At 42.0% G+C, this 20,481-nt stretch carries 13 protein-coding genes; 9 read left to right on the top strand and 4 right to left on the bottom strand.

Annotation, left to right across the window (positions count from 1 at the left end; translation table 11 throughout):
• Position 1: 1 nt before the first annotated feature.
• Positions 2-400 carry a hypothetical protein gene (locus tag ACSVH6_RS01135; protein WP_438074715.1) on the top strand — a complete coding sequence of 133 codons (399 nt, stop codon included), beginning with the start codon at positions 2-4 and terminating at the stop codon, positions 398-400.
• Here the strand turns inward: ACSVH6_RS01135 and ACSVH6_RS01140 are convergent.
• Together ACSVH6_RS01140 and ACSVH6_RS01145 are read right to left on the bottom strand one after the other, a co-directional pair.
• Complete coding sequence (locus tag ACSVH6_RS01140; RefSeq protein ID WP_438074717.1) at positions 384-740, bottom strand: hypothetical protein; 357 nt, start codon at positions 738-740, stop codon at positions 384-386. The genes ACSVH6_RS01135 and ACSVH6_RS01140 overlap by 17 nt on opposite strands.
• Positions 733-1,707, bottom strand: a complete 975-nt coding sequence (locus ACSVH6_RS01145; RefSeq protein WP_438074719.1) for a polyprenyl synthetase family protein — start codon at positions 1,705-1,707, stop codon at positions 733-735. The genes ACSVH6_RS01140 and ACSVH6_RS01145 overlap by 8 nt, the downstream gene beginning before the upstream one ends.
• Positions 1,708-1,854: 147 nt before the next feature.
• Here ACSVH6_RS01145 and ACSVH6_RS01150 point away from each other — a divergent pair, with 147 nt between their 5' ends.
• From ACSVH6_RS01150 to ACSVH6_RS01165, 4 genes are read left to right on the top strand one after another with little or no spacing between them, the layout of a single operon-like run.
• Positions 1,855-2,460 (top strand): TetR/AcrR family transcriptional regulator, encoded by a 606-nt coding sequence (locus ACSVH6_RS01150; RefSeq protein ID WP_438074721.1) that lies wholly within the window; start codon positions 1,855-1,857, stop codon positions 2,458-2,460.
• 10 nt (positions 2,461-2,470) lie between these two features.
• Entirely contained in the window at positions 2,471-3,817 is a 1,347-nt protein-coding gene (locus ACSVH6_RS01155; protein WP_438074723.1) for a TolC family protein, read from the top strand.
• Positions 3,818-3,827: 10 nt separating this feature from the next.
• Positions 3,828-4,967 carry an efflux RND transporter periplasmic adaptor subunit gene (locus ACSVH6_RS01160; RefSeq protein ID WP_438074725.1) on the top strand — a complete coding sequence of 380 codons (1,140 nt, stop codon included), beginning with the start codon at positions 3,828-3,830 and terminating at the stop codon, positions 4,965-4,967.
• Between the two features lie 28 nt (positions 4,968-4,995).
• Positions 4,996-8,469, top strand: coding sequence for an efflux RND transporter permease subunit (locus ACSVH6_RS01165; protein ID WP_438074727.1), 3,474 nt, complete (start codon positions 4,996-4,998; stop codon positions 8,467-8,469).
• A 247-nt stretch (positions 8,470-8,716) separates the two neighbouring features.
• Here ACSVH6_RS01165 and ACSVH6_RS01170 read toward each other — a convergent pair whose 3' ends face one another.
• Positions 8,717-11,392 carry a zinc-dependent metalloprotease gene (locus ACSVH6_RS01170; protein ID WP_438074729.1) on the bottom strand — a complete coding sequence of 892 codons (2,676 nt, stop codon included), beginning with the start codon at positions 11,390-11,392 and terminating at the stop codon, positions 8,717-8,719.
• A 346-nt stretch (positions 11,393-11,738) separates the two neighbouring features.
• Between ACSVH6_RS01170 and ACSVH6_RS01175 the strand changes: the two genes are divergently transcribed.
• The 4 genes from ACSVH6_RS01175 (at position 11,739) to ACSVH6_RS01190 (ending at position 15,346) form a co-directional block, all read left to right on the top strand.
• Positions 11,739-12,668, top strand: coding sequence for a bifunctional riboflavin kinase/FAD synthetase (locus tag ACSVH6_RS01175; RefSeq protein ID WP_438074731.1), 930 nt, complete (start codon positions 11,739-11,741; stop codon positions 12,666-12,668).
• 117 nt (positions 12,669-12,785) lie between these two features.
• Positions 12,786-13,229 carry a hypothetical protein gene (locus ACSVH6_RS01180; RefSeq protein ID WP_438074733.1) on the top strand — a complete coding sequence of 148 codons (444 nt, stop codon included), beginning with the start codon at positions 12,786-12,788 and terminating at the stop codon, positions 13,227-13,229.
• 76 nt (positions 13,230-13,305) lie between these two features.
• On the top strand, positions 13,306-14,391 hold the full coding sequence (bioB, locus tag ACSVH6_RS01185; protein WP_438074735.1) for a biotin synthase BioB: 1,086 nt from the start codon (positions 13,306-13,308) through the stop codon (positions 14,389-14,391).
• A gap of 100 nt (positions 14,392-14,491) precedes the next feature.
• Positions 14,492-15,346, top strand: coding sequence for a cupin-like domain-containing protein (locus ACSVH6_RS01190; protein ID WP_438074737.1), 855 nt, complete (start codon positions 14,492-14,494; stop codon positions 15,344-15,346).
• 59 nt (positions 15,347-15,405) lie between these two features.
• On the opposite strand, the gene ACSVH6_RS01195 is transcribed toward ACSVH6_RS01190, so the two are convergent.
• Positions 15,406-20,331 (bottom strand): T9SS sorting signal type C domain-containing protein, encoded by a 4,926-nt coding sequence (locus ACSVH6_RS01195; protein ID WP_438074739.1) that lies wholly within the window; start codon positions 20,329-20,331, stop codon positions 15,406-15,408.
• Positions 20,332-20,481: the final 150 nt, after the last annotated feature.

A 20,481-nucleotide genomic window follows, 5' to 3' on the forward strand; every position in this document is an offset into this window, starting at 1 on the left:
TATGAAAACCATTTTTTGTTATTTCGCTTTATTGCTGACCTTTACAGGGTTTTCACAAAATCCGATTTCTTTCGGGAACAATCCCATCCCTAACAGCAGGTTTCAATCCCGTTTTTCGACTCTGAGCGTTAGTCCTCTCTCTTTCACGATTGGTTTTTCCAATCAGAAAAATTATGTTTCGGGCTATGTTTTACAGATTTACAATCCTACCACTCAAATGAATGATCAGTTTGTCAGAGTGAACGACACTTACTATATGAGTAATCTCAAATCGTTTTCGAATTACGGTTTTGACGGGATGAAAATAGATTCGTTAAACCCTTACGGAGCCTCAGATGTGGGAAGTGCACTGGCTACCGGTTTGATTAACTTACTGATCAGTTCTAAAAACGGTTTCTAAACCACACTTTCATCCACTCGCGTCTTAAAATCAGAAAGGCAATTTGTTCGGAAAGTGCTACTGTGTCACCTCCATCCAATTGTTTGATGTTTTCTTCCGGAACATCAATAATGTAAAGCAGGTTGAGTAGTTCTGAGTATTTGTATTGAATTAAGCGGTAAATTTTTTCGTGTAGTTGTACTTTCAATTCGTAAGGCGAAGTACTTTGCGGGAAGTCAATCGGCTCGTTGGCAAAGTTGAAATCCTTATTGATTTGTTCAATCAATTTGGCATACAGGTTTTCTCTTTCGGCTTCCGAAAGTAAATTATCTGTATTGACTGGCGCGATATAACTAGACATTTCTGTTCATTAAATTTTCCCCGAAAGCTTTCAACAGCTTTTTTTTATCATCGCTGATGTGCATTTTATCCAGCGTTTCCAAAGCTTTAAAAGTATAGTGCTGAATGGCTGTTTGTGTGGCCGCCGAGGCACCGGTTTGATGGAACATTTCTTTTACAGAATTGATTTTATCGGTATTGTCATCCGGTTGTATGGAAAACAGGTGCAGCAACTGTTCTTTTTCATCCGGTTTGGCAAATTCCATTGCTTTGAGGTACAAGTAGGTTTTTTTGTTTTCGATGATATCGCCGCCTACTTGTTTGCCAAACGTTTTCGGATCCCCAAAAGCGTCTAAATAGTCATCCTGTAACTGAAATGCGATGCCCAGATTCAAACCGAAATCATAAATGGCGTCTGCGTTCTCCTGAGAGGTTTCGGCTACTATAGCTCCCATTTTCATCGCGGCTCCGACCAATACTGCCGTTTTAAATTCAATCATTTTCAAATATTCCGGAATGGTAACATCCTCACGAGTTTCAAAATCGACGTCGTATTGTTGGCCTTCACAAACTTCCAAAGCTGTTTTGCTGAATAGTTTAGCCAGGTCCCTAAAGATGACAGGCTCGTATCCTTCAAAATACTGATAAGCTAAGATTAGCATGGCATCGCCGGAAAGGATTCCGGTATTGATATTCCATTTTTCGTGAACCGTTTCGTTTCCCCTGCGCAAAGGTGCATCATCCATAATGTCGTCGTGGATGAGTGAGAAGTTGTGAAACACTTCAACGGCGGTAGCAGCGGCTAAAGCCTTTTGGCAATCCACATCAAAAACTTCTGCTGCCATCAGTGTTAACACCGGACGTAAGCGTTTGCCTCCCAACGACAATATGTAACGTATGGGTTCGTACAAATTATTAGGTTCTCTTTTTGCAATCAAGGAGTTGAAATGCGCGGAAACCATTTCCTGATATTGTGCAATAGCCTGCATGAAAATATTTTTCGGCTAATTTAGGCTATTCCCATTGGATAACAAACGACCCTGCTTAACGAAATGTTAAATTTTTGTAAAAACCATGGAAACTATTTTTGTGTTAAAAGTTTCCTTTCTACATTTGCACCTCAATTTAGAATAGAAATGGATACAAAGATTATACAAAAAGCAACTGACATGTATTTAACGCTGGGCTTTAAAAGCGTTACGATGGATGACATTGCTTCAGAAATGGGAATTTCCAAAAAAACCATTTACCAGCATTTTGAAAACAAAAACAGCTTAGTGGAAGCTGTGACAATGAATTTGTTTGAAACCATATCGTGTGGCATCGATGCCATTTTAACTATGGGGAAAAACCCGATTGAAGAACTTTTTGTCATTAAAGATTTTGTTTTGAAAAATTTAAAAAACGAGTCGACTTCACCAATTTATCAATTGCAAAAATACTACCCACAAATCCATAAAACGTTAATGTCAAGACAGTTTGACAAAATGGGAGATTGCGTGTTAGTTAACTTAAAAAAAGGTATGGAACAAAATCTATTCAGAGACGACATCAACGTGGAATTAATAGCCCGTTTTTATTTTGCCGGCATGACCAGCATCAAAGATGCCGAGCTATTCAACCCGATACAATTCAGTACCAAAGAGGTACAAGAGGCCTATTTAGAATACCATTTGCGCGGTATATGTACTTCAAAAGGTGTTGCCATTTTAGAGCAGTTAATTAAAAATAATAATCAATAATCATCAATCTATGAAACACAAATTTGTATTAATCTTTCTCCTGATAGCCGGCCTACTGCAGGCTCAGGACAAACCGCAAAGCTATTCGTTAAGCTTGCAACAGGCCATAGACCATGCCCTGCAACACAATTATTCCATTATCAATGCCAATAGGGATATTGACGCTGCCAAACAGAAAAAATGGGAGACCACTGCTACCGGTTTGCCTCAAATCAGTGGTAGTGCCAGTTATCTGAACAATTTCGATTTCACTTTACAGGGGATATCCGGCAATGCATTCAATCCTTCGGCTGATCCTAATACCATCAGCCTGGTTGCTTTCGGAACCAAACAGTCTATGAATTCCAGTTTGACGTTGAGTCAATTGATTTTTGACGGTTCTTATATCGTGGCTCTTCAGGCCTCAAAAACCTACCTGAAGTACTATGAAAATGCCAAGTTAAAAACCAATACAGACATCAAGGAAACGGTTATCAACGCTTACGGAAATGTATTGTTAGCTGAAGAGAGCATTGCTATTTTGGAAAAAAACAAGGCGACTTTATCCAAGACATTGGCTGATACTCAGGAAACCTATAAAAACGGTTTGATAGAGGAGGAAAATGTGGAGCAGTTGCAAATCACGTTAGCTTCTATCGAAAGTAATCTGAATAATACCCGAAGACTTTTGGATGTGGCCAACAAGATGCTCAAGTTTACCTTGGGTATTGACGTGAATTCCGATTTGACACTCACTGACAAACTGGACAATCTGATGCTTTCCCATCTTGACATGGCGTTGAGTCAAAACGGATTTGACGTGAACAACAACATTAATTATCAGATTGCTTCTAATTTTCAGGAGCAGAAATCACTGGAATTAAAATTGCAAAGAAGCAAAGCGCTCCCTACTCTCGGAGCTGCCGTAAACTTTGGATACAACTCTTTCGCTAATGATTTTTCTTTTGCCGACAGTAAGCAGAAATGGAATAAGTACTCCAATCTTGGTGTGAGTTTGAATGTCCCTATCTTCAGCAGTTTCGGAAGAAGTGCTAAAACGCAGCAAGCTAAAATTGCTTACGAACAAGCCAAAACCCAGTTGACGCAAACCGAGCAACAGTTGAAGTTGCAATACGAAAAAGCCAAAAGTGAATACGAATTCAGCATAGAAGAATATGCCACTTCAAAAAGCAATTTGAACCTGGCTGAGCGCATTGAGAAAAAACAGCAAATCAAATTTACCGAAGGATTGTCCTCCAGTTTTGATTTCAGTGAAGCACAGCGTCAATTGTACACTGCGCAACAAAACTATTTGCAATCGATGGTGAACATCATCAACAAAAAGGCCGCTTTAGAAAAACTAACAAATAAAAACTAATCCATTACTTATGAAAAACATACTCTATATCACTGCATTCTCACTGGTTCTGCTGTCGTGTTCCAATGTCAAAAAACAGGACAACATCGATGACCTGATTAGTGCCAAAAATGTTAAGGCATTACAGGAAAAGAAAACCGCTTTACAAAGTGACATCACCAAAATAGAAGAAGCCCTTGCTACTCTTGATGTTAAAAAAGATGAAGCTTTGGTTTCGATTATGACAGTTAAAGACACTGTTTTTAATCATTACTTAGACATCCAAGGAAGTGTGGATACCAAAGAAAATATTTTGGTACAGCCGGAATTCAGCGGTACCTTAACTTCCTTAACTGTTAAAGCCGGAGACCGTGTCGCTAAAGGACAGGTTTTAGGTCGTGTTGATGACGGTGGTATGAGCCAACAATTGGCGAATGCCGAAAATCAATATGCCTTGGCGAAAACTACTTTTGAAAGACAAAAAAATCTTTGGGATAAAAAAATCGGTTCAGAAATTCAGTACCTGCAAGCCCAAACACAAATGGTGTCTGCTCAAAAGGGTGTAGCTCAAATCAAAGCCCAATTGGCTAAAACGGTTATCAAAGCTCCTTTTACCGGTACTATTGATGAAGTATTTGTAGAAAAAGGTCAGGTAGTTGCTCCCAGTCCTCAAGGTCTGATGCGAATTGTAAATCTGGGCAACATGTACGTTTCCACCACTATCCCGGAAACCTATATCGGTAAGCTTAAAGTAGGAACGGTTGTAGATGTGTATTTAACCTCTTTGGGAAAAACCTATAAAGGAAAAGTACGTCAGGTGGGGAATTTTATCAACCCGAACAACCGAAGTTTCGGTATTGAAGTAGCGGTACCGAATCCGGACAACATGCTGCGTCCGAATCAGGTAGCCAAATTGAAAATCATTGATTACACCAACAAAAATGCTATAGTGGTTCCTACCAATGTAGTACAAGAAGACGGGGAAGGCAATAAATTCATTTTTACGGTAGACGGCAGCAACGGCAAAACCGGAACCGCCAAAAAAACCATTGTTAAAGCGGGTAAATCATCCGATAACGTGACTGAAATTCTAAGCGGAATTTCGGCTAATGAAATCATCGTAACCGAAGGTGTGAACAGCATTTCAGAAGGCATGAAATTGAATTTCTAATTAAACAAACCTCTCAATCAAAACAGAAATGAGTCACCAAAGTAAAGAATTCAGCATATCAAGTTGGGCTATAGATAACCGTGTCACGGTGTACATCTTCACCTTTCTTATCGTCATTACAGGATTGCTATCCTATATTAATATGCCCCGGGAGGATTTTCCGGAGATTATTGAAAACAAAGTATACATTTCATCTGTTTTTCCCGGAAATTCAGCTGAAGATGTAGAAAAACTAATTATCAAACCACTCGAAAAAGAAATCAAAAACATCAGTGGTGTAGATAAAGTAACCGCCAACTCCTATCAGGATTACGGGATGATTATTGCCGAATTCTCCGATAATGTGGGCATTGAAGAAGCCAAAACCAAAATCAAAGACAAAGTTGATATCGTTAAAGCCGATACCGACTGGCCTAATCTGGACAATGGCAGTAAGGTGGAGCCCAATGTTTTTGAATTGAACATCTCTGAAGAGGTGCCAATTCTGAACATTAACCTGAAAGGAAATTACACGACCCAACAGTTAAAAGACTATGGGGAGAAGTTGCAGGATGACATAGAGGAAATTCCCGAAGTCAAAAAAGTGGATATCCTTGGAGTGGATGACAAAGAAGTAGAAATTGCCGTAGACATTTTCAAAATGACTGCCGCTCAGGTTTCTTTTGACGACATTCAAAATGCTGTGAAATACGAAAACATGACCATTTCGGGAGGAAATCTAATCTCACAAGGTTCCCGAAATAACATTCGTGTAGTGGGTGAAATCAAAGACCCGATGGAGTTGGAAAACGTTATCGTAAAACACACCGGCGGAACAGTGTACTTAAAAGACATTGCTACCGTTTCGTTTAAAGAAAAAGAAAAAACCACCTATGCCCGTGAAAAAGGCAAAGAAGTGGTGATGCTTAACGTGAAAAAGCGTTCGGGTCAGAATATGATTTCGGCTATTGATCAAGTGAAAGAAAAAATCAAAGAAGCGCATGAAAACTATTTGCCGAAAGATTTAAAAGTAGAATTGACTAATGACCAATCCTCGCGTGTAGAGCATCAGGTTGATGAGTTGTCCAACCACATCATTTTCGGAATCGTATTGGTAATGATTGTACTGATGTTTACCATGGGATTGCGTAACTCCTTATTTGTCGGGGCGGCCATTCCGCTCTCGATGATGATTGCCTTTACCTTATTAGCTGCTTTCGGAAAAACGCTGAACACCATGGTACTATTCGGATTGGTAATGGGATTGGGATTATTGGTAGATGACGGTATTGTGGTGGTAGACAACGTGTTTGCCAACATGAAAAAAGGCATGTCGCGACTGCAGGCCTCCAAAATTGGTATCGGTGAAATAGCCTGGCCGGTAATCTCCTCAACGGCAACCACCTTGATGGCGTTCTTACCGTTTGCTCTTTGGCCGGGCACTATGGGTAAATTCATGATTTACTTCCCGATAACGCTGACTGTTACCCTGACTGCTTCCTTATTTGTGGCCATGGTTATCAATGCTGCCATGACAGGAGGTTCAATGGATATTGAAGATAAAAATGTAAGCAAAAAAACAGCCAAGTTCTATTCGATTATTTTTGTGACTACCGGAGTAATTTTTGTCTTACTCGGAAACATTTACGATTCCAAATTAGCCCGAGCTATAGGACACTTATCTATTATTTCTCTGGGATTAATGTGGTTGTATAAAATCAAATTGTATCAATGGACACAAGATTTCCAACACAGCTTCTTCCCGAGATTGGAAGAAAAATACAAGACCTTTTTGGCTAAAATTTTAACCGGTAAGAGAGCCTGGTATGCGCTGGTGGGGATTATCGGAATGTTGTTCCTTTCCATCATCCTTTTGGGCGTGTTTCCAAGAAAAGTATTATTCTTCCCGGATAACACCCCAAGACAGGTCATCACTTACATAGAGTATCCGCAAGGAACCGATATTGATAAAACCAACAAGGCAACACTTTTTGTTGAAAAACAGATTATCGATATCATGAAAAAATATATCGATCCGAAGACCGGCGAGAATTATTTGGCCGAAAGTATTGTTTCTCAGGTGGGCGTTGGCGCCGGAAACCCAAATGTGGATGCCGGATCTGCTAATGAAACGCCTTTCAAAGGAAAAGTTACGGTAAACTTCACCGAATTCAAATTCAGAAGAGGCGTTAACACGTCAGACGTATTGGAAGAGATTCGAGGACGTGTAAAAGGAATTGCCGGAGCTAAGGTTACTGTCGAAAAAGATGCCAACGGTCCCCCTGCCGGTTATCCTATCAGCGTGCAGTTAACCGGTGCTGCGGGTGCCGATTATGATGTGATGCTGAAAGAAGCTGACAAAATGATTGCTTTTATTGATTCGAAAAAAATTCCCGGAATTGAGCGATTGAATGTGGATGTGAATAAAGAAAGTCCGGAGTTGGAAGTAAAAGTAGACCGTGTGAATGCCGGAAGCTTAGGGGTTTCAACAGGACAATTAGGATTTAATTTACGTCGTTCGGTTTATGGTCAGGAGATTTCCACGTTTAAAGAAGGTGATGACGACTACAATATTGTGGTTCGTATGCAGGAAGACCAACGCAAAAACGAAAATGTACTGTTCAATCAGGCATTGACCTTCAGAAATCAGGCAAACGGTCAGATTATGCAAGTTCCTATTTCAGCAGTATCCCATACCGAAAAAAAGGATACTTACAATCAAATCAAGCGAAAAGATTACAAACGCATCATGACTGTTTATTCGAACGTTTTGACCGGTTATAACGGTGATGAAATCACCAAACAAATTGCTACTGAATTAAAAGGATACCAATTACCCAAAGGAATTACGTATTCGTTTTCAGGAGTTCAGGAAGAACAAGGTAAAAACCAAAGCTTCCTTATGTATGCGTTGTTTTTAGCTATGGCGGGAATTACGATTATCATTGTATTACAATTTAACTCAGTATCTAAAACGATAGTGATTTTATTCACGGTACTCTTGAGTTTCAGTGGTGTTTTCTATGGTTATGTCATTGCCGGGATGGATTTCGTTGTACTGATGACCATGATGGGTATTATATCACTGGCCGGGATTGTGGTAAAGAACGGCATTGTATTGATGGACTTCTTTGTATTGTTGCTTGACAAAAAAGTAGCTGAAAAAGGGGTAGAAAGTCATGATGATTTGAGTTTAGCAGAAATAAAAGAGGTTATTATTGAAAGTGGAAAATCGCGTCTGCGTCCGGTATTGTTAACTGCTTTGACGGCTGTATTGGGATTGATTCCGTTAGCTATCGGATTGAACTTTGACTTCTTCGGACTGATTACTGATTTGAATCCACACTTGTATATGGGTGGAGACAACGTTATTTTCTGGTCGCCGTTGGCCTGGACGATTATCTTCGGATTGACGTATGCTACCGTATTGACTTTAGTAATGGTTCCGGTCATGTTCTACTTGGTCAAACGAACTAAGTATTGGTTGCGAGACCGAAGAATGAAAAACGCCGAAGCCGTTTAAATCAAAATCCATAACAAAAACAAAGAGCCCGCAATAAGCGGGCTCTTTTTGTATCAAGTACTTTAGCAAATCTTATCGTCTCTTCCACTCAAGGATTCTTCATCTTTACAAGTACTTTTCTTTTCCCTGTTGAATGTAACAGAAAATCGGAGTTGTCCTTTGCCTGTTGTTTTCATAACCTTTTATGGATGACCCATAAAAAAGGGGGCTTTTGAAAGCCCCCTTTTTTTATTTAATAGAATGAAATTTATTCTACAACTATTTTCTTCGTAACCTTTTTGCTTCCGTCAATAACATTAACTAAGTAAACACCGGCTTGGGCATTCTCTAATTGAATGTTTTCGTTGAAAGTAGCTTGATTAGCATAATTGTTTTCAAATATTTTTCTTCCTCTCATATCGTAAACCACCACCTTGATTTCTGAAGCGGCCGGATTGTCAAACTGAATATTGAAATTTCCTCTGTTAGGGTTCGGATAAACCGATACATTAGAAATTTCGAACTCACTGTTGGCTAATGTACAACCGAAATCAAGTCCCCAAGAAACCAAAGTTCCTGTATTGGTAGCCGAATTATCTGTTACCGTTAACGTCCAGTTTCCGGCTGAAGTCTTGTTGTTGTATCCTGCTAAAGCTGTTGATGCCTGAGATGCCTGATGGGTTCCCACTGTAGGACTGGCACATGCTGAAGTGATTGTTCCGGTACCATCGGCAAATGTCATATCGATACCTGAATAGACCGCACTGTTACATGTTCTGTTCCAAAGGGTTCTTAACGTCCCGTCAGGGTGTGTAATTTTGACTACTAAGTCTCCAATTCTTGTATGATCTATTTTAAGATTCACTTTCAATCCGCTGATGGTAAAAGCATCCGGTACATTAAGCACCGATGTCGTTGTTGCTCCCGCGGTATTTGTTCCTGAACCGTCGGCAATGGCCGCATTAGGAGTAGCCGTATATACACGACAGTTGGCACCAATGGTAAATGCTTTTGAATTCACAGCATAATAAATATTTCCTGCTGCTTCCACCATGATTCTACAATTAAGGGCTTGTACTGCAGGTACAGTGATTATTTCAGAACCGTCATTTGGTGTGTTAGAAGCCAAAACGGTATCAAAGTTTAATCCTCCGTCTGTGGATAATTTAATATTCACATTAGCTGAACCTGCTAAAGCAGTAGTATTTGCCACATTCCAAGTGATGGTCTCTTGGGAACCCTGAATCCAGTTGATACTGTTTGTGTTTTGAGATGTTACTGTGAAAGGCCCTGCCGTGGCTAAAACCGTTACAATCATGGCATCCGTATTGGTTTGTCCTCCGTTAAGTACATTATCTCTTACAGTCAAGGCAAAATTTAATGTTCTTCCAACCGTCGAAACCGTTTCCCAAGTAGTGGTTAAATTTCCTGCCAAAACGCTTGCCAATGGTGGTAAATATCTAACATTTGAGGTGCTTGGTGGTCTTGATCTGAAATTAGGACCATTGGTCTTCGTCGGTGAAGGAAAACATAACGTAGGACCTAAGGAAGTAGTAGCGTCATCATTTTCTTCCCAACAATACGTCAGCGCCTCTCCCGTTTGTCCGGTTGCCGTTCCAGTCAGTTTAAATGCTGTTCCAATCGGAATAGTATAATCCGCTCCTGCACTTACTGTAGGTTTAAGATTTGTATACGCCGGTGTAGATGAGGCATTGTAAGATATAGGACATGATTTGGTTCCTAAGTTCGTTTGAATTTGTGAGATGCTTTTGAAGGCATAATAAGGATCTGAATGGGCCTGCACATCAGTAGACCCAGTAATTCCGGCATATCCCATAATGGTCGAACCACTTCCGGGCTCCACATTAACCGCATTGTTTTCGGTAGTATGAGTAAAGGTATGGTTAGCCCCCATTTGGTGCCCCATTTCGTGGGCTACATAATCAATATCAAAGTTATCCCCTACCGGTCCCCCTGTACCAGGTGAGGTAATTCCGCTTCCTTTGGATCCGTTCACACAAACACATCCGATACAACCGGCATTTCCTCCTCCTCCTGAGGCTCCGAACAAGTGCCCAATATCATAATTGGCTTCACCAATGATATCTGTCAGTGTCGTTTGTAACTCTGCATTCCAGTTATCCATACCGCTTGCATCTGAATAAGGATCTGAAGCCGCATCTGTATAAATAACGGCTGTGTTATCAATCATCAAAAGTTTTACGGCCAAATCATTTTCATAAATACCATTACAACGGGTCATAGTTGCATTCATTCCTGCTAAAGCACCCGCTGTTGTTCCTCCGAAATAAGCCCCGTATTCACCAGTACATGACAACGCCAACCTCATGGTTTTATATATTTGGGCGCTTGATAATACGGTAAGGTTATTTTTTAATTGGCTTACCACCTCCACATCTTTAGTGGTACAGTTAAAAGGTAAATTTCCTTTGATTCTGGTTTTAGAATCAAAAACAACATAGGCTGATTTGTCTTTGGTAAAAGCTTCTATGAATTCAGAACCATTATCTGCTCTCATAACCATAGTTTGGATTCCGATCGGAGCAAAACTGAAGTATAATTTTGCTGTAGGGTCTGTAACCCCTATCCCTGCATACGCCTTGATGTTAGGGAATTTTGCCTGTAATTCAGGTTCAAAGTTAGAAGATTCCCAAATTAAGAATTTTTCAAATCCTCCGTCAACATTGGGTAAAACAATCTCAACCCCTGCCTGTCCTGAAGCTTTTTGAGCTACATTCACCAACTGCTGTTTGAATACATCAAAATTAAAGGCAACCAGTTTTTGGTTTTCAGAATAAGGCATTTCTTTTACTCTTTCCGAAGTAATGCTTCTTTCATTGTCTATAAAAGACCAAGCATTGTTCTTTTGAGCAAAAATTTGACTAATGGATAAAACAAAAGTCAATAGTAAAATTTTTTTCATGGTGTTTTTTGGTTAAATAAAGGAAACAAAGATAATTATCTTTCAATACTTTACAAATTGGCTCTACTTTTTTTAAATCTTTTTCAACAAAAATTAACATTATGTTGTATTTCCGTAAATTAGAAGCTAATTTGTTGTATGTTTTAGATTATAAATAACAGTCATTGTATGACTCCTACAACCACCTATAACCAATATATTTGATTTTACCCTACTCTCCTTCTCATTTATTTTTATCCACATAAAACCCTGTTCCTTTTCCTCATCTCCAAATCATAAAAAATGGCAAACAAAGCCGTTTTTTCATTTCAAAAATCTATTTTTGCGCTTTATACCTGCATCCGTTTTGAAAATTTTCAATTCCATACAATCCTTTCACAGTACCAAACCAACGGTAGTCACTATCGGTACCTTTGACGGCGTGCATTTGGGACACCGAAAGATTCTGAATCAACTTATCGCCAATGCCAAAGCGATGGATTGTGAGAGCCTGGTTCTTACTTTTTTTCCTCATCCCAGAGCCGTTCTTCAGGAAGGAACAGAAATGAAACAACTCAACACGCTCGACGAAAAAATTGCCTTGTTGGAACATTTGGGTATTGATCATTTAGTGGTGCATCCGTTTGACAAAGAATTTTCGAGACTAACCGCAGAAGAGTTTGTCAAAGATGTTTTGAAAGATACCTTCAATCTCAAGAAAATCATCATCGGACACGACCATCGTTTTGGCCGCAACCGTACCGCCAATATTGACGATTTAATCGTTTTCGGCAATAGCTTCGGTTTTGAAGTGGAACAGATTTCTGCAGAAACCATCAATGAAGTTTCCATCAGCTCTACCAAAATCAGAACCGCTTTGGAGGCCGGCAACATTACTTTGGCCAACGATTATCTCGGCTACGATTACGCTCTTACCGGAAAGGTGACCAAAGGCAAACAATTGGGCAGAACCATTGGCTATCCTACCGCCAACATACAAGTTGCGGAAGACTACAAGCTCATTCCGTTGAACGGCGTTTACATCGCCAAAACCCAACTCCACGGTACGACTGTTTTTGGGATGATGAACATCGGAACAAGACCTACCGTTGACGGAACCTCCCAAACCATCGAAATCAACCTGTTTGATTTTGAGGAAGACCTCTACAACCAAACCCTCACCGTTTCTTTCCTCAAAAGGATGCGGGACGAACAGAAATTCGAATCGCTTGACGCTCTGAAAAGCCAATTAGCTCTGGACAAAACCACGGCTTTAGAGTTTATCAATACGTTGTAAATTGTTGGTTTTCAGCAACTATTTTTAACATTAATTGTTAAAACAATCACAACTCCAAAGATATTTTCTTAAATTTGGTTGACTGCTTTTTGATTATTCACTTAAAATCGCATCAAGATGAAACTGCCAAAAGAACTTACCAACGGAATCGTAATCTTTACCGGAATTGCCCTTTACTTTTTGATCATGGAATTTTTCGGGCTGTCCAAATTGCTTTATTTGCGCATACTCAATGCGGCTTTTGTGTATTATGGTGTTAGCCGTACGTTGCAATCGAACATGGCGGAAGGCAAGACCGGTTATGTCCTTAACCTGCTCTCTGCCGGGATTACGGCGATTGTCGGAGTATTGCTGAGTGTGGCTGGGCTGTTGACCTACATTTATTTAAGAGGAGGAAACACCTACATTGATAACCTTTCGGGTGAATTTCTTTTTGGCGGTAATCCCACTGCCAATGAATATTGTATCGGAGTACTTTTTGAAGGGATTGCTTCTGCCGTTATAGTGGTTTTTGTAGCCATGCAGTTCTGGAGAAAGAAAACGTCTACCGAAAACGCATAGCCGCCACTTTTTAAGCGTGACAAAATTGTAACTTAATCACAATTTAACTACTTTTGGTGCATCAAAACAGGCACCTATGAGTATCACAAAACACAATTGGACGAAAGAAGAAATCATCGCAATATACAATAAACCTTTAATGGATTTGCTTTACGAAGCAGCCACCATCCACAGACAACACCACGACCCTAATGTGGTTCAGGTTTCCACTTTATTATCTATCAAAACCGGCGGTTGTCCGGAAGATTGCGGGTACTGCCCTCAGGCTGCCCGTTACCACACCAATATTGAAGGCAACGATTTGATGAGCGTAAGTCAGGTAAAAGCCCAGGCGTTGCGTGCCAAATCCAATGGTTCCTCCCGTGTTTGTATGGGAGCTGCCTGGCGTAATGTAAAAGACGGAGAAGAATTTGACCAAGTATTGGAAATGGTGCGTACCATCAACAAACTCGATATGGAAGTATGTTGTACCTTGGGGATGTTGACCGAAAATCAGGCGAAGCGTTTGGCCGAAGCCGGTTTGTATGCCTACAACCACAACTTAGATACCTCTGAAGACTATTATAAGGAAGTGATTTCCACCCGCGGTTTTGAAGACCGTTTGAATACTATTGAGAACGTTCGTAAAACCAATGTTACCGTATGTAGCGGAGGTATTATAGGAATGGGTGAAAGTATTGAAGACCGTGCCGGTATGTTGGTAGCGCTTTCTACCTTAAACCCACAGCCGGAATCGGTGCCGATTAACGCCTTAGTGGCGGTAGAAGGTACTCCGATGGAAAATGAAAAACCGGTAGAAATCTGGGAAATGATTCGTATGGTAGCCACTACCCGTATCGTGATGCCGGAAACTCAGGTGCGTCTTTCAGCCGGAAGAACCGAAATGTCACGCGAAGGTCAGGCCATGTGTTTCTTTGCCGGAGCCAACTCTATCTTTGCCGGAGACAAACTATTGACCACTCCTAACCCGGATGTGAATGAAGACATGAAAATGTTCGAAACCCTTGGCTTAGTAGCTCAAAAACCATTTATCAAAATCATGCAGCCTAAAACCGTAGAAGCGGAAGATTCGCAATACCAATCTTTAGGAGAAAAACCAAAATGGAGCCGACCGGGTCATACCATCGAAAGAAACTTAGAAGCCTCAACCAAAGGAAAATAAGATTTTAACATAAGTTTTTCTCTTTTCGGGAAACCTTTCATAAATTTGCTCTTTGCCACAAGCTCAGAGCATTTTTTGTAACTTCCTTTAACCACTTTCTATGGCGCTAGCATTGTCAGAAATTGAACGCGTAAAAACGATAAGCAAAGAAGATTTTTATAACAACTATGTTAGAAAACAAAAGCCGGTCGTTATCGAACAGCTTACTGCCGATTGGCCTGCTTATGAAAAGTGGAATCTGAATTACATCAAAACCATAGCCGGCGATAAAACGGTACCGCTTTATGACGACCGACCGGTTTCCCACAAAGACGGTTTCAACGAGGCGCATGCGCAGATGAAAATGGGCGATTATATTGATTTGCTCCAATCCAAACCCACCAATTACCGCATTTTCCTGTACAATCTCATCAAGGAAGTGCCGGTGCTGAAACAGGATTTTAAATGGCCTGATATCGGGTTGCGCTTGGTCAAACAATTGCCGATGCTTTTCTTTGGCGGCGAAAACTCAAAAGTGTTTATGCACTATGACATTGATTATTCCAACATCCTGCACTTTCATTTTCACGGCAAAAAGAGGTGCGTGTTGTTTGCTCCCGACCAAACCCCGTATCTCTATAAAGTACCGCATGCCTTAATCTCGAGAGAAGATATCGATTTTGACAATCCCGACTTTGAAAAATGGCCGGCCCTGAAAAAAGCCAAAGGGCTGGTGACCGAGTTGAATCACGGTGAGATGCTCTACATGCCGGAAGGCTATTGGCATTACATGAAGTATGTCACCCCGGGATTTTCCATGAGCCTTCGCGCATTTCCCCGCAAAATAACCAACCTGTCCAAAGCGGCTTACAATGTCTTTATCATGCGCTATTTTGATTCCCTGATGCGCCAATGGAGAGGCCAAAAGTGGATTGACTACAAGAACCGAAAAGCAATTGAAAACACCATCGTATAACTAAAAAAGCGGCTGATAACTCAGCCGCTTTTTTAGTATTCTACCAGGTTATCTATCGGTTAGAGCACCACTTTGCGGGTTACTACTGTTCCGTTTTGAAGTTTGATTTTTACAATCAATGTTTGATTGGCTGACGCCATATCAGACGCTGAGAATTCCGTGTTGCTCAGGTTAGCAACGCTCAGCAATTGTCGGCCCAACACATCATACACCGTCACTTGCTGCAAGTTCTCCAAATAGGATTTGATGGTCAGGGTTCCGTGATTTGCCGCTACCACCACGCTGTTGTCTAAGGTGTTGAAATCAGGTGTAGCCAATGCGCTGTTGGTGTAGCGCAACACAAATCGGTTGTCAAACGTTCCTTTAGCGGAAGTGAACTCATACGGCGCCTGTTTCAAATCGTGGATGATGTGCATTTGTTTGTCTTCCAAATAAATGTTGGTATCTCCCATAAACAAGCCGTCGGCTTTTTTAATACCTATGGTATGGCTGCCTTCCTGATTGATGCTAACGCCTAACGGCACCTGATCGTTTTCGTCAAACGGCAACGGACGGCCCTGAATGATAAAGGACTTGTCGTCAATCAACGAATACAAACTCTCTTCTCCTCTCGTCACAAAGAAACAATCGTACAAGTTGTCTCTTCCCATAGTCGAATGGGTAGAATAACCCACCAACATATTGTCTGACTGCTGGGTCGTATTGTTAGTGATGTCTAACCAAATGCGGTGTTTCTCTTCGGTTACCGGAGTCGGATTACCCACTACCTCTGCCTGCATTGCCGATTTGTAGAAATCGGTATTGTTTTGCGGCATGTACGGATTGAGTGAAGAGTCACTACGCAAACTGTTATTAAACGCGATAGTTCCCGAATACACATCCAAGTTGGTATTGGCCCCTGCCGAAACAAAGGTACCCACATCTTTCATACTCACCATGAATCCCTGTCCGGAAGCAATCTTACCGGCAAAGGTATCCGGTTCGGTAGAACCCAGTCCGTTGTATTTTATATAATCGGAAGAAGAATAATTGTACTGGAAGTTGGCATAGAACGGATTGGTCGTCGAATTCGGCAACAGTCCGTGTTTCCAAATCCAAACCGAACCGTCAATCACCGCCTGATTCAAAACTAAGAAGTTCTCAGCGTCTATAGCTGACGGATACGGATTTCCAAGCAGGTTCCAGTTGTCATCGTATTTGGTCGTCAACACATTGTCGGCGTTGGCCAAGTCCGCATCATAGTCGATGCCGGTATAATTTCCTCTGTAAACCGTAAAGGTAGACGCTCCGTTATTCGGTTTGCTGCCGCTGAAAGTCACCGGAAGGGCTGTGGCCACAGACGCCCCGTTAGAAGCGCGGGCAATGTATCCTTTGCCGGTACTCATATTTCCTGAAGCCGGCACCCAGTTTCCTTGGGTTCCGTTGGTGTTCACATAGGTCGTGTTCCAAAGGTAACGGTAGCCGTTCGGGATGCCCGAAACATCAAAGGTGTTCAAAGGAGAACTCCAATAAATATAATCGGTGTTCTTGGCCATAGCGGTTCTTTTCACCTGGAACTTGGTTCCGGTGTAAGTTCCGTCATTGGTATCGGTATCGTTCACCTGAATCAATTGACCGCTGTTGTCTATGTATACATTTCCGTTGTTCGACAATTTGTTGTTCACCCGTACATAACCTGCCGAATCCACCGTCAAGGTTTTGTTGGCATTGATGGTCAGGTTGTTCGAAGCGATTAAATCGTTGGAAACCGTTGTATCAAAGTTGTTGTTCAAAATCACATTGTAGAACGTTTCGGTGCCTTCCGGAGTCACGTTGCTTACCACTTGGGTTCCCGTTCCGGTAAACTGTACCGTTCCGTTGCCTTCCGAGAAAGCCGTGTTGCCCACACTGTTGGTCCAGTTGCCATACAAGTTAATCTGACCGTCGGCCGTACCCGAGTTGCTGTCATCCATATCAATGGCTCCCGCTCCGGAAATCGTCAAATTCCCGTTCACATCTAAGGTATTGGCCGTGTTGCCTTCCAATTGTACTTTGCGGGCCGAAACGGCAATGTTGTTACATTTGGCCTGATTGCTGTACAAAGCAGCATTGGTCGCGTTGGCTACTACATCAATCACTGCATCTTTAGTCGCATACGTGGCATTCACGCTCACATCGGTTGTGGCGGTTGGCACTTTCAGGGTTTGCCAGTTGGCACAATCAAACCAGTCGGTTGATTTTGAACCCGTCCATACCCCGTTTACATAGGTATCGGCATTGATGGTATAGGTCATGCCCACGTGAGTACGCAGGTAACCGGCACAACTGCCTCTGTTGGTCCAGTTGGTTGGGTCGTTCAATCGTACAATCCAGTCGTATTTAGACGCGGCCGTAGTCGGTCCGGTATATTCGGTGTAATCGGTCGCACTGCCCGGCATCATGTTGAAACAACGCAAGGCCAACGGCAAGCCTGATTGTTGGGTGTTGTTCATAAAAGAATTCCATGCAGTTCCGGTATTGAAAGCGTACAACAATGTGCCGCCACTGTAGGTAGCATCATGGGTTCCCGCCGGGTTGGTCCAGGTGCCGCCCTGCATAAAGAAGATTTGATCCCCTCCGGAATTGGTATTCAACGTTCCGGTAAATCCGGTCGCTTTAACAAAAGTCCATGAGGCATCCGGTGACATAAACTCCATCGTATCCGTTGGTGCTCCTCCTGTTACCCCGGAATTATTCTGCAAGAATCTAAAGGTTATGATGGTACCGGCCGGTATGGTAGAACCGTTTCGGGTAAATTGATACACGCCTTCGGTATCGCCCCACAATCCGGCAGTGGTTCTTTCGTAACCGTTATCGGTAATGTAAAACACATCGCCGTTTTGAATGTCTTTAAAGGTAATGAAGCTGATTTCGTCGTCCCCTATTTTATATACATACGAACCGGTCCAACACGTAATATTGGAGTTCACTCCCACTACCGCAAAGTCTCCTTCGCTGAAGATGGTTACAGCCGTAATGTTAAAAGTGGTACTCGTCGCAATGCTTACACCGGCAGCCGAAGCCGTCAAGGTGTAGCCGGTTCCCACCACCGTATGTACAATGGTGGTAAAAGTCGCTACTCCCGCGGTCATGGCGATAGGCGTCACGGCGTTCATCGTACCCGTACTGGTTAACGATACGGTGCCGGTAAAGCCCAAATCCACATTCCCACAGGCATCCGTAGCTTTGACTACAACCGAAGCCATGGTGTTGTTTTGTCCGGTGTTAACGGGTTGTGTAGTAAAAGTAAGTTTAGTTGCATCTACGGCAATCACGTTCTTAGTATTGTTGGAGGCCGCTGCTGTAAAACCCGATTTACCCGAACCCGAAGCGGAAAAAGTGGTATTGGCGTTGCTGATAGAAAACCCAAAGTGGTCGTTGTCTAAAGCGCCCGCTCCCAAAGAACATTTGAGCGACAAGCGCAAGGTTAAAGTTTTGGTGTTATCGTCTGCTACCACTACATTCAAGCCGCTGAACTGAATTTGGGTTCCGGTTACGGTTCCGTTGGCAATAAAAGTCGTTCCGTCAAACAATCCTATAGAGTAAATAGCGTCCGACCAAGTAGAAACCGTATTCCCCACCTGTGCGATATTGAAAGCGGTCAGTATAGTAGGATACAAATCTGTATCAGGACTGGCGGCACCTCCGTCTCGTACGGTAAATTGCCATACCTGTACGCCGTCGGTAGACGTACTGATGGTCACGTTATTCACCGTAGTTGGTATCGTAGCCGCCTCAGACAAAGAAACAGCTACTATATCAGAAAGGGAATTCAAAAAAGGGTTTACCGTTAACGTAGCCGAAGCCGAAACGGCCGGTAAGGTGCAAGGAAAGGACGGATTTACAATACACAAGTATTTGTACCCGCTCATGCTCAAAGTAACACCGGTAAGGGTTAAGGTAGCTGAAGTGGCTCCGCTTATGTTGACAAACGAACCACTGCCGGTGTCCACCTGCCATTGGTACGAACCAGCATTTGTAGCGCCTACTGTAAAGGAGGCGGTATTGCCTTCGATTACTGTAACGTTGGTGGGACTGGAGGTAACGGCAGGGTTATTGTTTACCGTTACGGTAGCTGAAGCAAAACCCGGTGACCAACAGGTACCGTTGTAATTTCTTATGTAGTAGGTGCCTGAAGTTGAAATGGTATAATTGGTAGTGGCCACATTGGCCATTGAGGTACCGCCCGATGTAGTTTGCCAATAGCAGTTAGCGGCATCCGCTCCTCCGTAAGTCAAAACCGATGAGCCGCAAGTAGAGGAAAACAAAGAGATGGCTCCGGCAACCGAAGCAGCACAAGGAGAATTCGCTGTTACTGAAACATCATCAATAGCCAAACCATGACTAGTGGTTCCTGTTTTAGTCCATCTGAACCAAATTTCTTGTCCATTAGCCACCGTAACGGTGATGGTGGCTGTTTTAACCGCATAATTGCCAACGGCATTACCATCTAAAGCACCAGCAGTACCTATGTTTATAGCTGCAAAATCCAAAGCGCTTACAGCTGTCCAAGTACCTCCCGTTAAGGCTGTAGCTCCTACTTGATATTCAAAAACCAAAGATTGAGTTGTAGTATTTTGTCTCCATTGTTCTCCTCTGTAGGTAATATCAAAAGAAGATACGCTGACTCCTGTATTATTAAGATAACGACCTCCCATGTATGTTGTTGTAGGTGCGGTTCCAGAAGTCAACATTCCTAAAGCACGATCAGAGTTTGTTCCTGTTCCATAACTGTATAAAGCCCCTGTAGTAGATGTTCCTGCGTCAGCTCTATAGGTTGTTCTATTAGCATACCACCCTAAAATAGTAGTATTATCTGTCCAAGTATTTGCTGTCCCAGTAGTTGCTAATGCATCGAAATTTTGAGTGTAAGCAGTAGCTACCGCATTAATACTTACTTGTCCATAAGAAGCCGTGGACTGGAAAAACAAAATCCCTAATACTAAAAGTAAAAATCTATATCTCATATCTATCGATGATAACTCGTTTATTGGCATAGCAATACGTCCTGTTTTGGCGCACCAAAAGGAGTCAAGTTTCGAGTAGTAGAAAAAGGGACAACAAAACTACATCTAAATTACTAAATGACAAGTCGTTTATATTAACAAATTATGAAT

The sequence above is a fragment of the Flavobacterium sp. XGLA_31 genome, assembly GCF_051547105.1.
GTDB lineage: Bacteria > Bacteroidota > Bacteroidia > Flavobacteriales > Flavobacteriaceae > Flavobacterium.

What these genes read in the sequence shown, in the direction of transcription:
- ACSVH6_RS01135 (WP_438074715.1), top strand. Translation starts at nt 2, where the DNA reads ATGAAAACCATTTTTTGTTATTTCGCTTTATTGCTGACCTTTACAGGG.
- ACSVH6_RS01140 (WP_438074717.1), bottom strand. Translation starts at nt 740, where the DNA reads ATGTCTAGTTATATCGCGCCAGTCAATACAGATAATTTACTTTCGGAA.
- ACSVH6_RS01145 (WP_438074719.1), bottom strand. Translation starts at nt 1,707, where the DNA reads ATGCAGGCTATTGCACAATATCAGGAAATGGTTTCCGCGCATTTCAAC.
- ACSVH6_RS01150 (WP_438074721.1), top strand. Translation starts at nt 1,855, where the DNA reads ATGGATACAAAGATTATACAAAAAGCAACTGACATGTATTTAACGCTG.
- ACSVH6_RS01155 (WP_438074723.1), top strand. Translation starts at nt 2,471, where the DNA reads ATGAAACACAAATTTGTATTAATCTTTCTCCTGATAGCCGGCCTACTG.
- ACSVH6_RS01160 (WP_438074725.1), top strand. Translation starts at nt 3,828, where the DNA reads ATGAAAAACATACTCTATATCACTGCATTCTCACTGGTTCTGCTGTCG.
- ACSVH6_RS01165 (WP_438074727.1), top strand. Translation starts at nt 4,996, where the DNA reads ATGAGTCACCAAAGTAAAGAATTCAGCATATCAAGTTGGGCTATAGAT.
- ACSVH6_RS01170 (WP_438074729.1), bottom strand. Translation starts at nt 11,392, where the DNA reads ATGAAAAAAATTTTACTATTGACTTTTGTTTTATCCATTAGTCAAATT.
- ACSVH6_RS01180 (WP_438074733.1), top strand. Translation starts at nt 12,786, where the DNA reads ATGAAACTGCCAAAAGAACTTACCAACGGAATCGTAATCTTTACCGGA.
- bioB (WP_438074735.1), top strand. Translation starts at nt 13,306, where the DNA reads ATGAGTATCACAAAACACAATTGGACGAAAGAAGAAATCATCGCAATA.
- ACSVH6_RS01190 (WP_438074737.1), top strand. Translation starts at nt 14,492, where the DNA reads ATGGCGCTAGCATTGTCAGAAATTGAACGCGTAAAAACGATAAGCAAA.
- ACSVH6_RS01195 (WP_438074739.1), bottom strand. Translation starts at nt 20,331, where the DNA reads ATGAGATATAGATTTTTACTTTTAGTATTAGGGATTTTGTTTTTCCAG.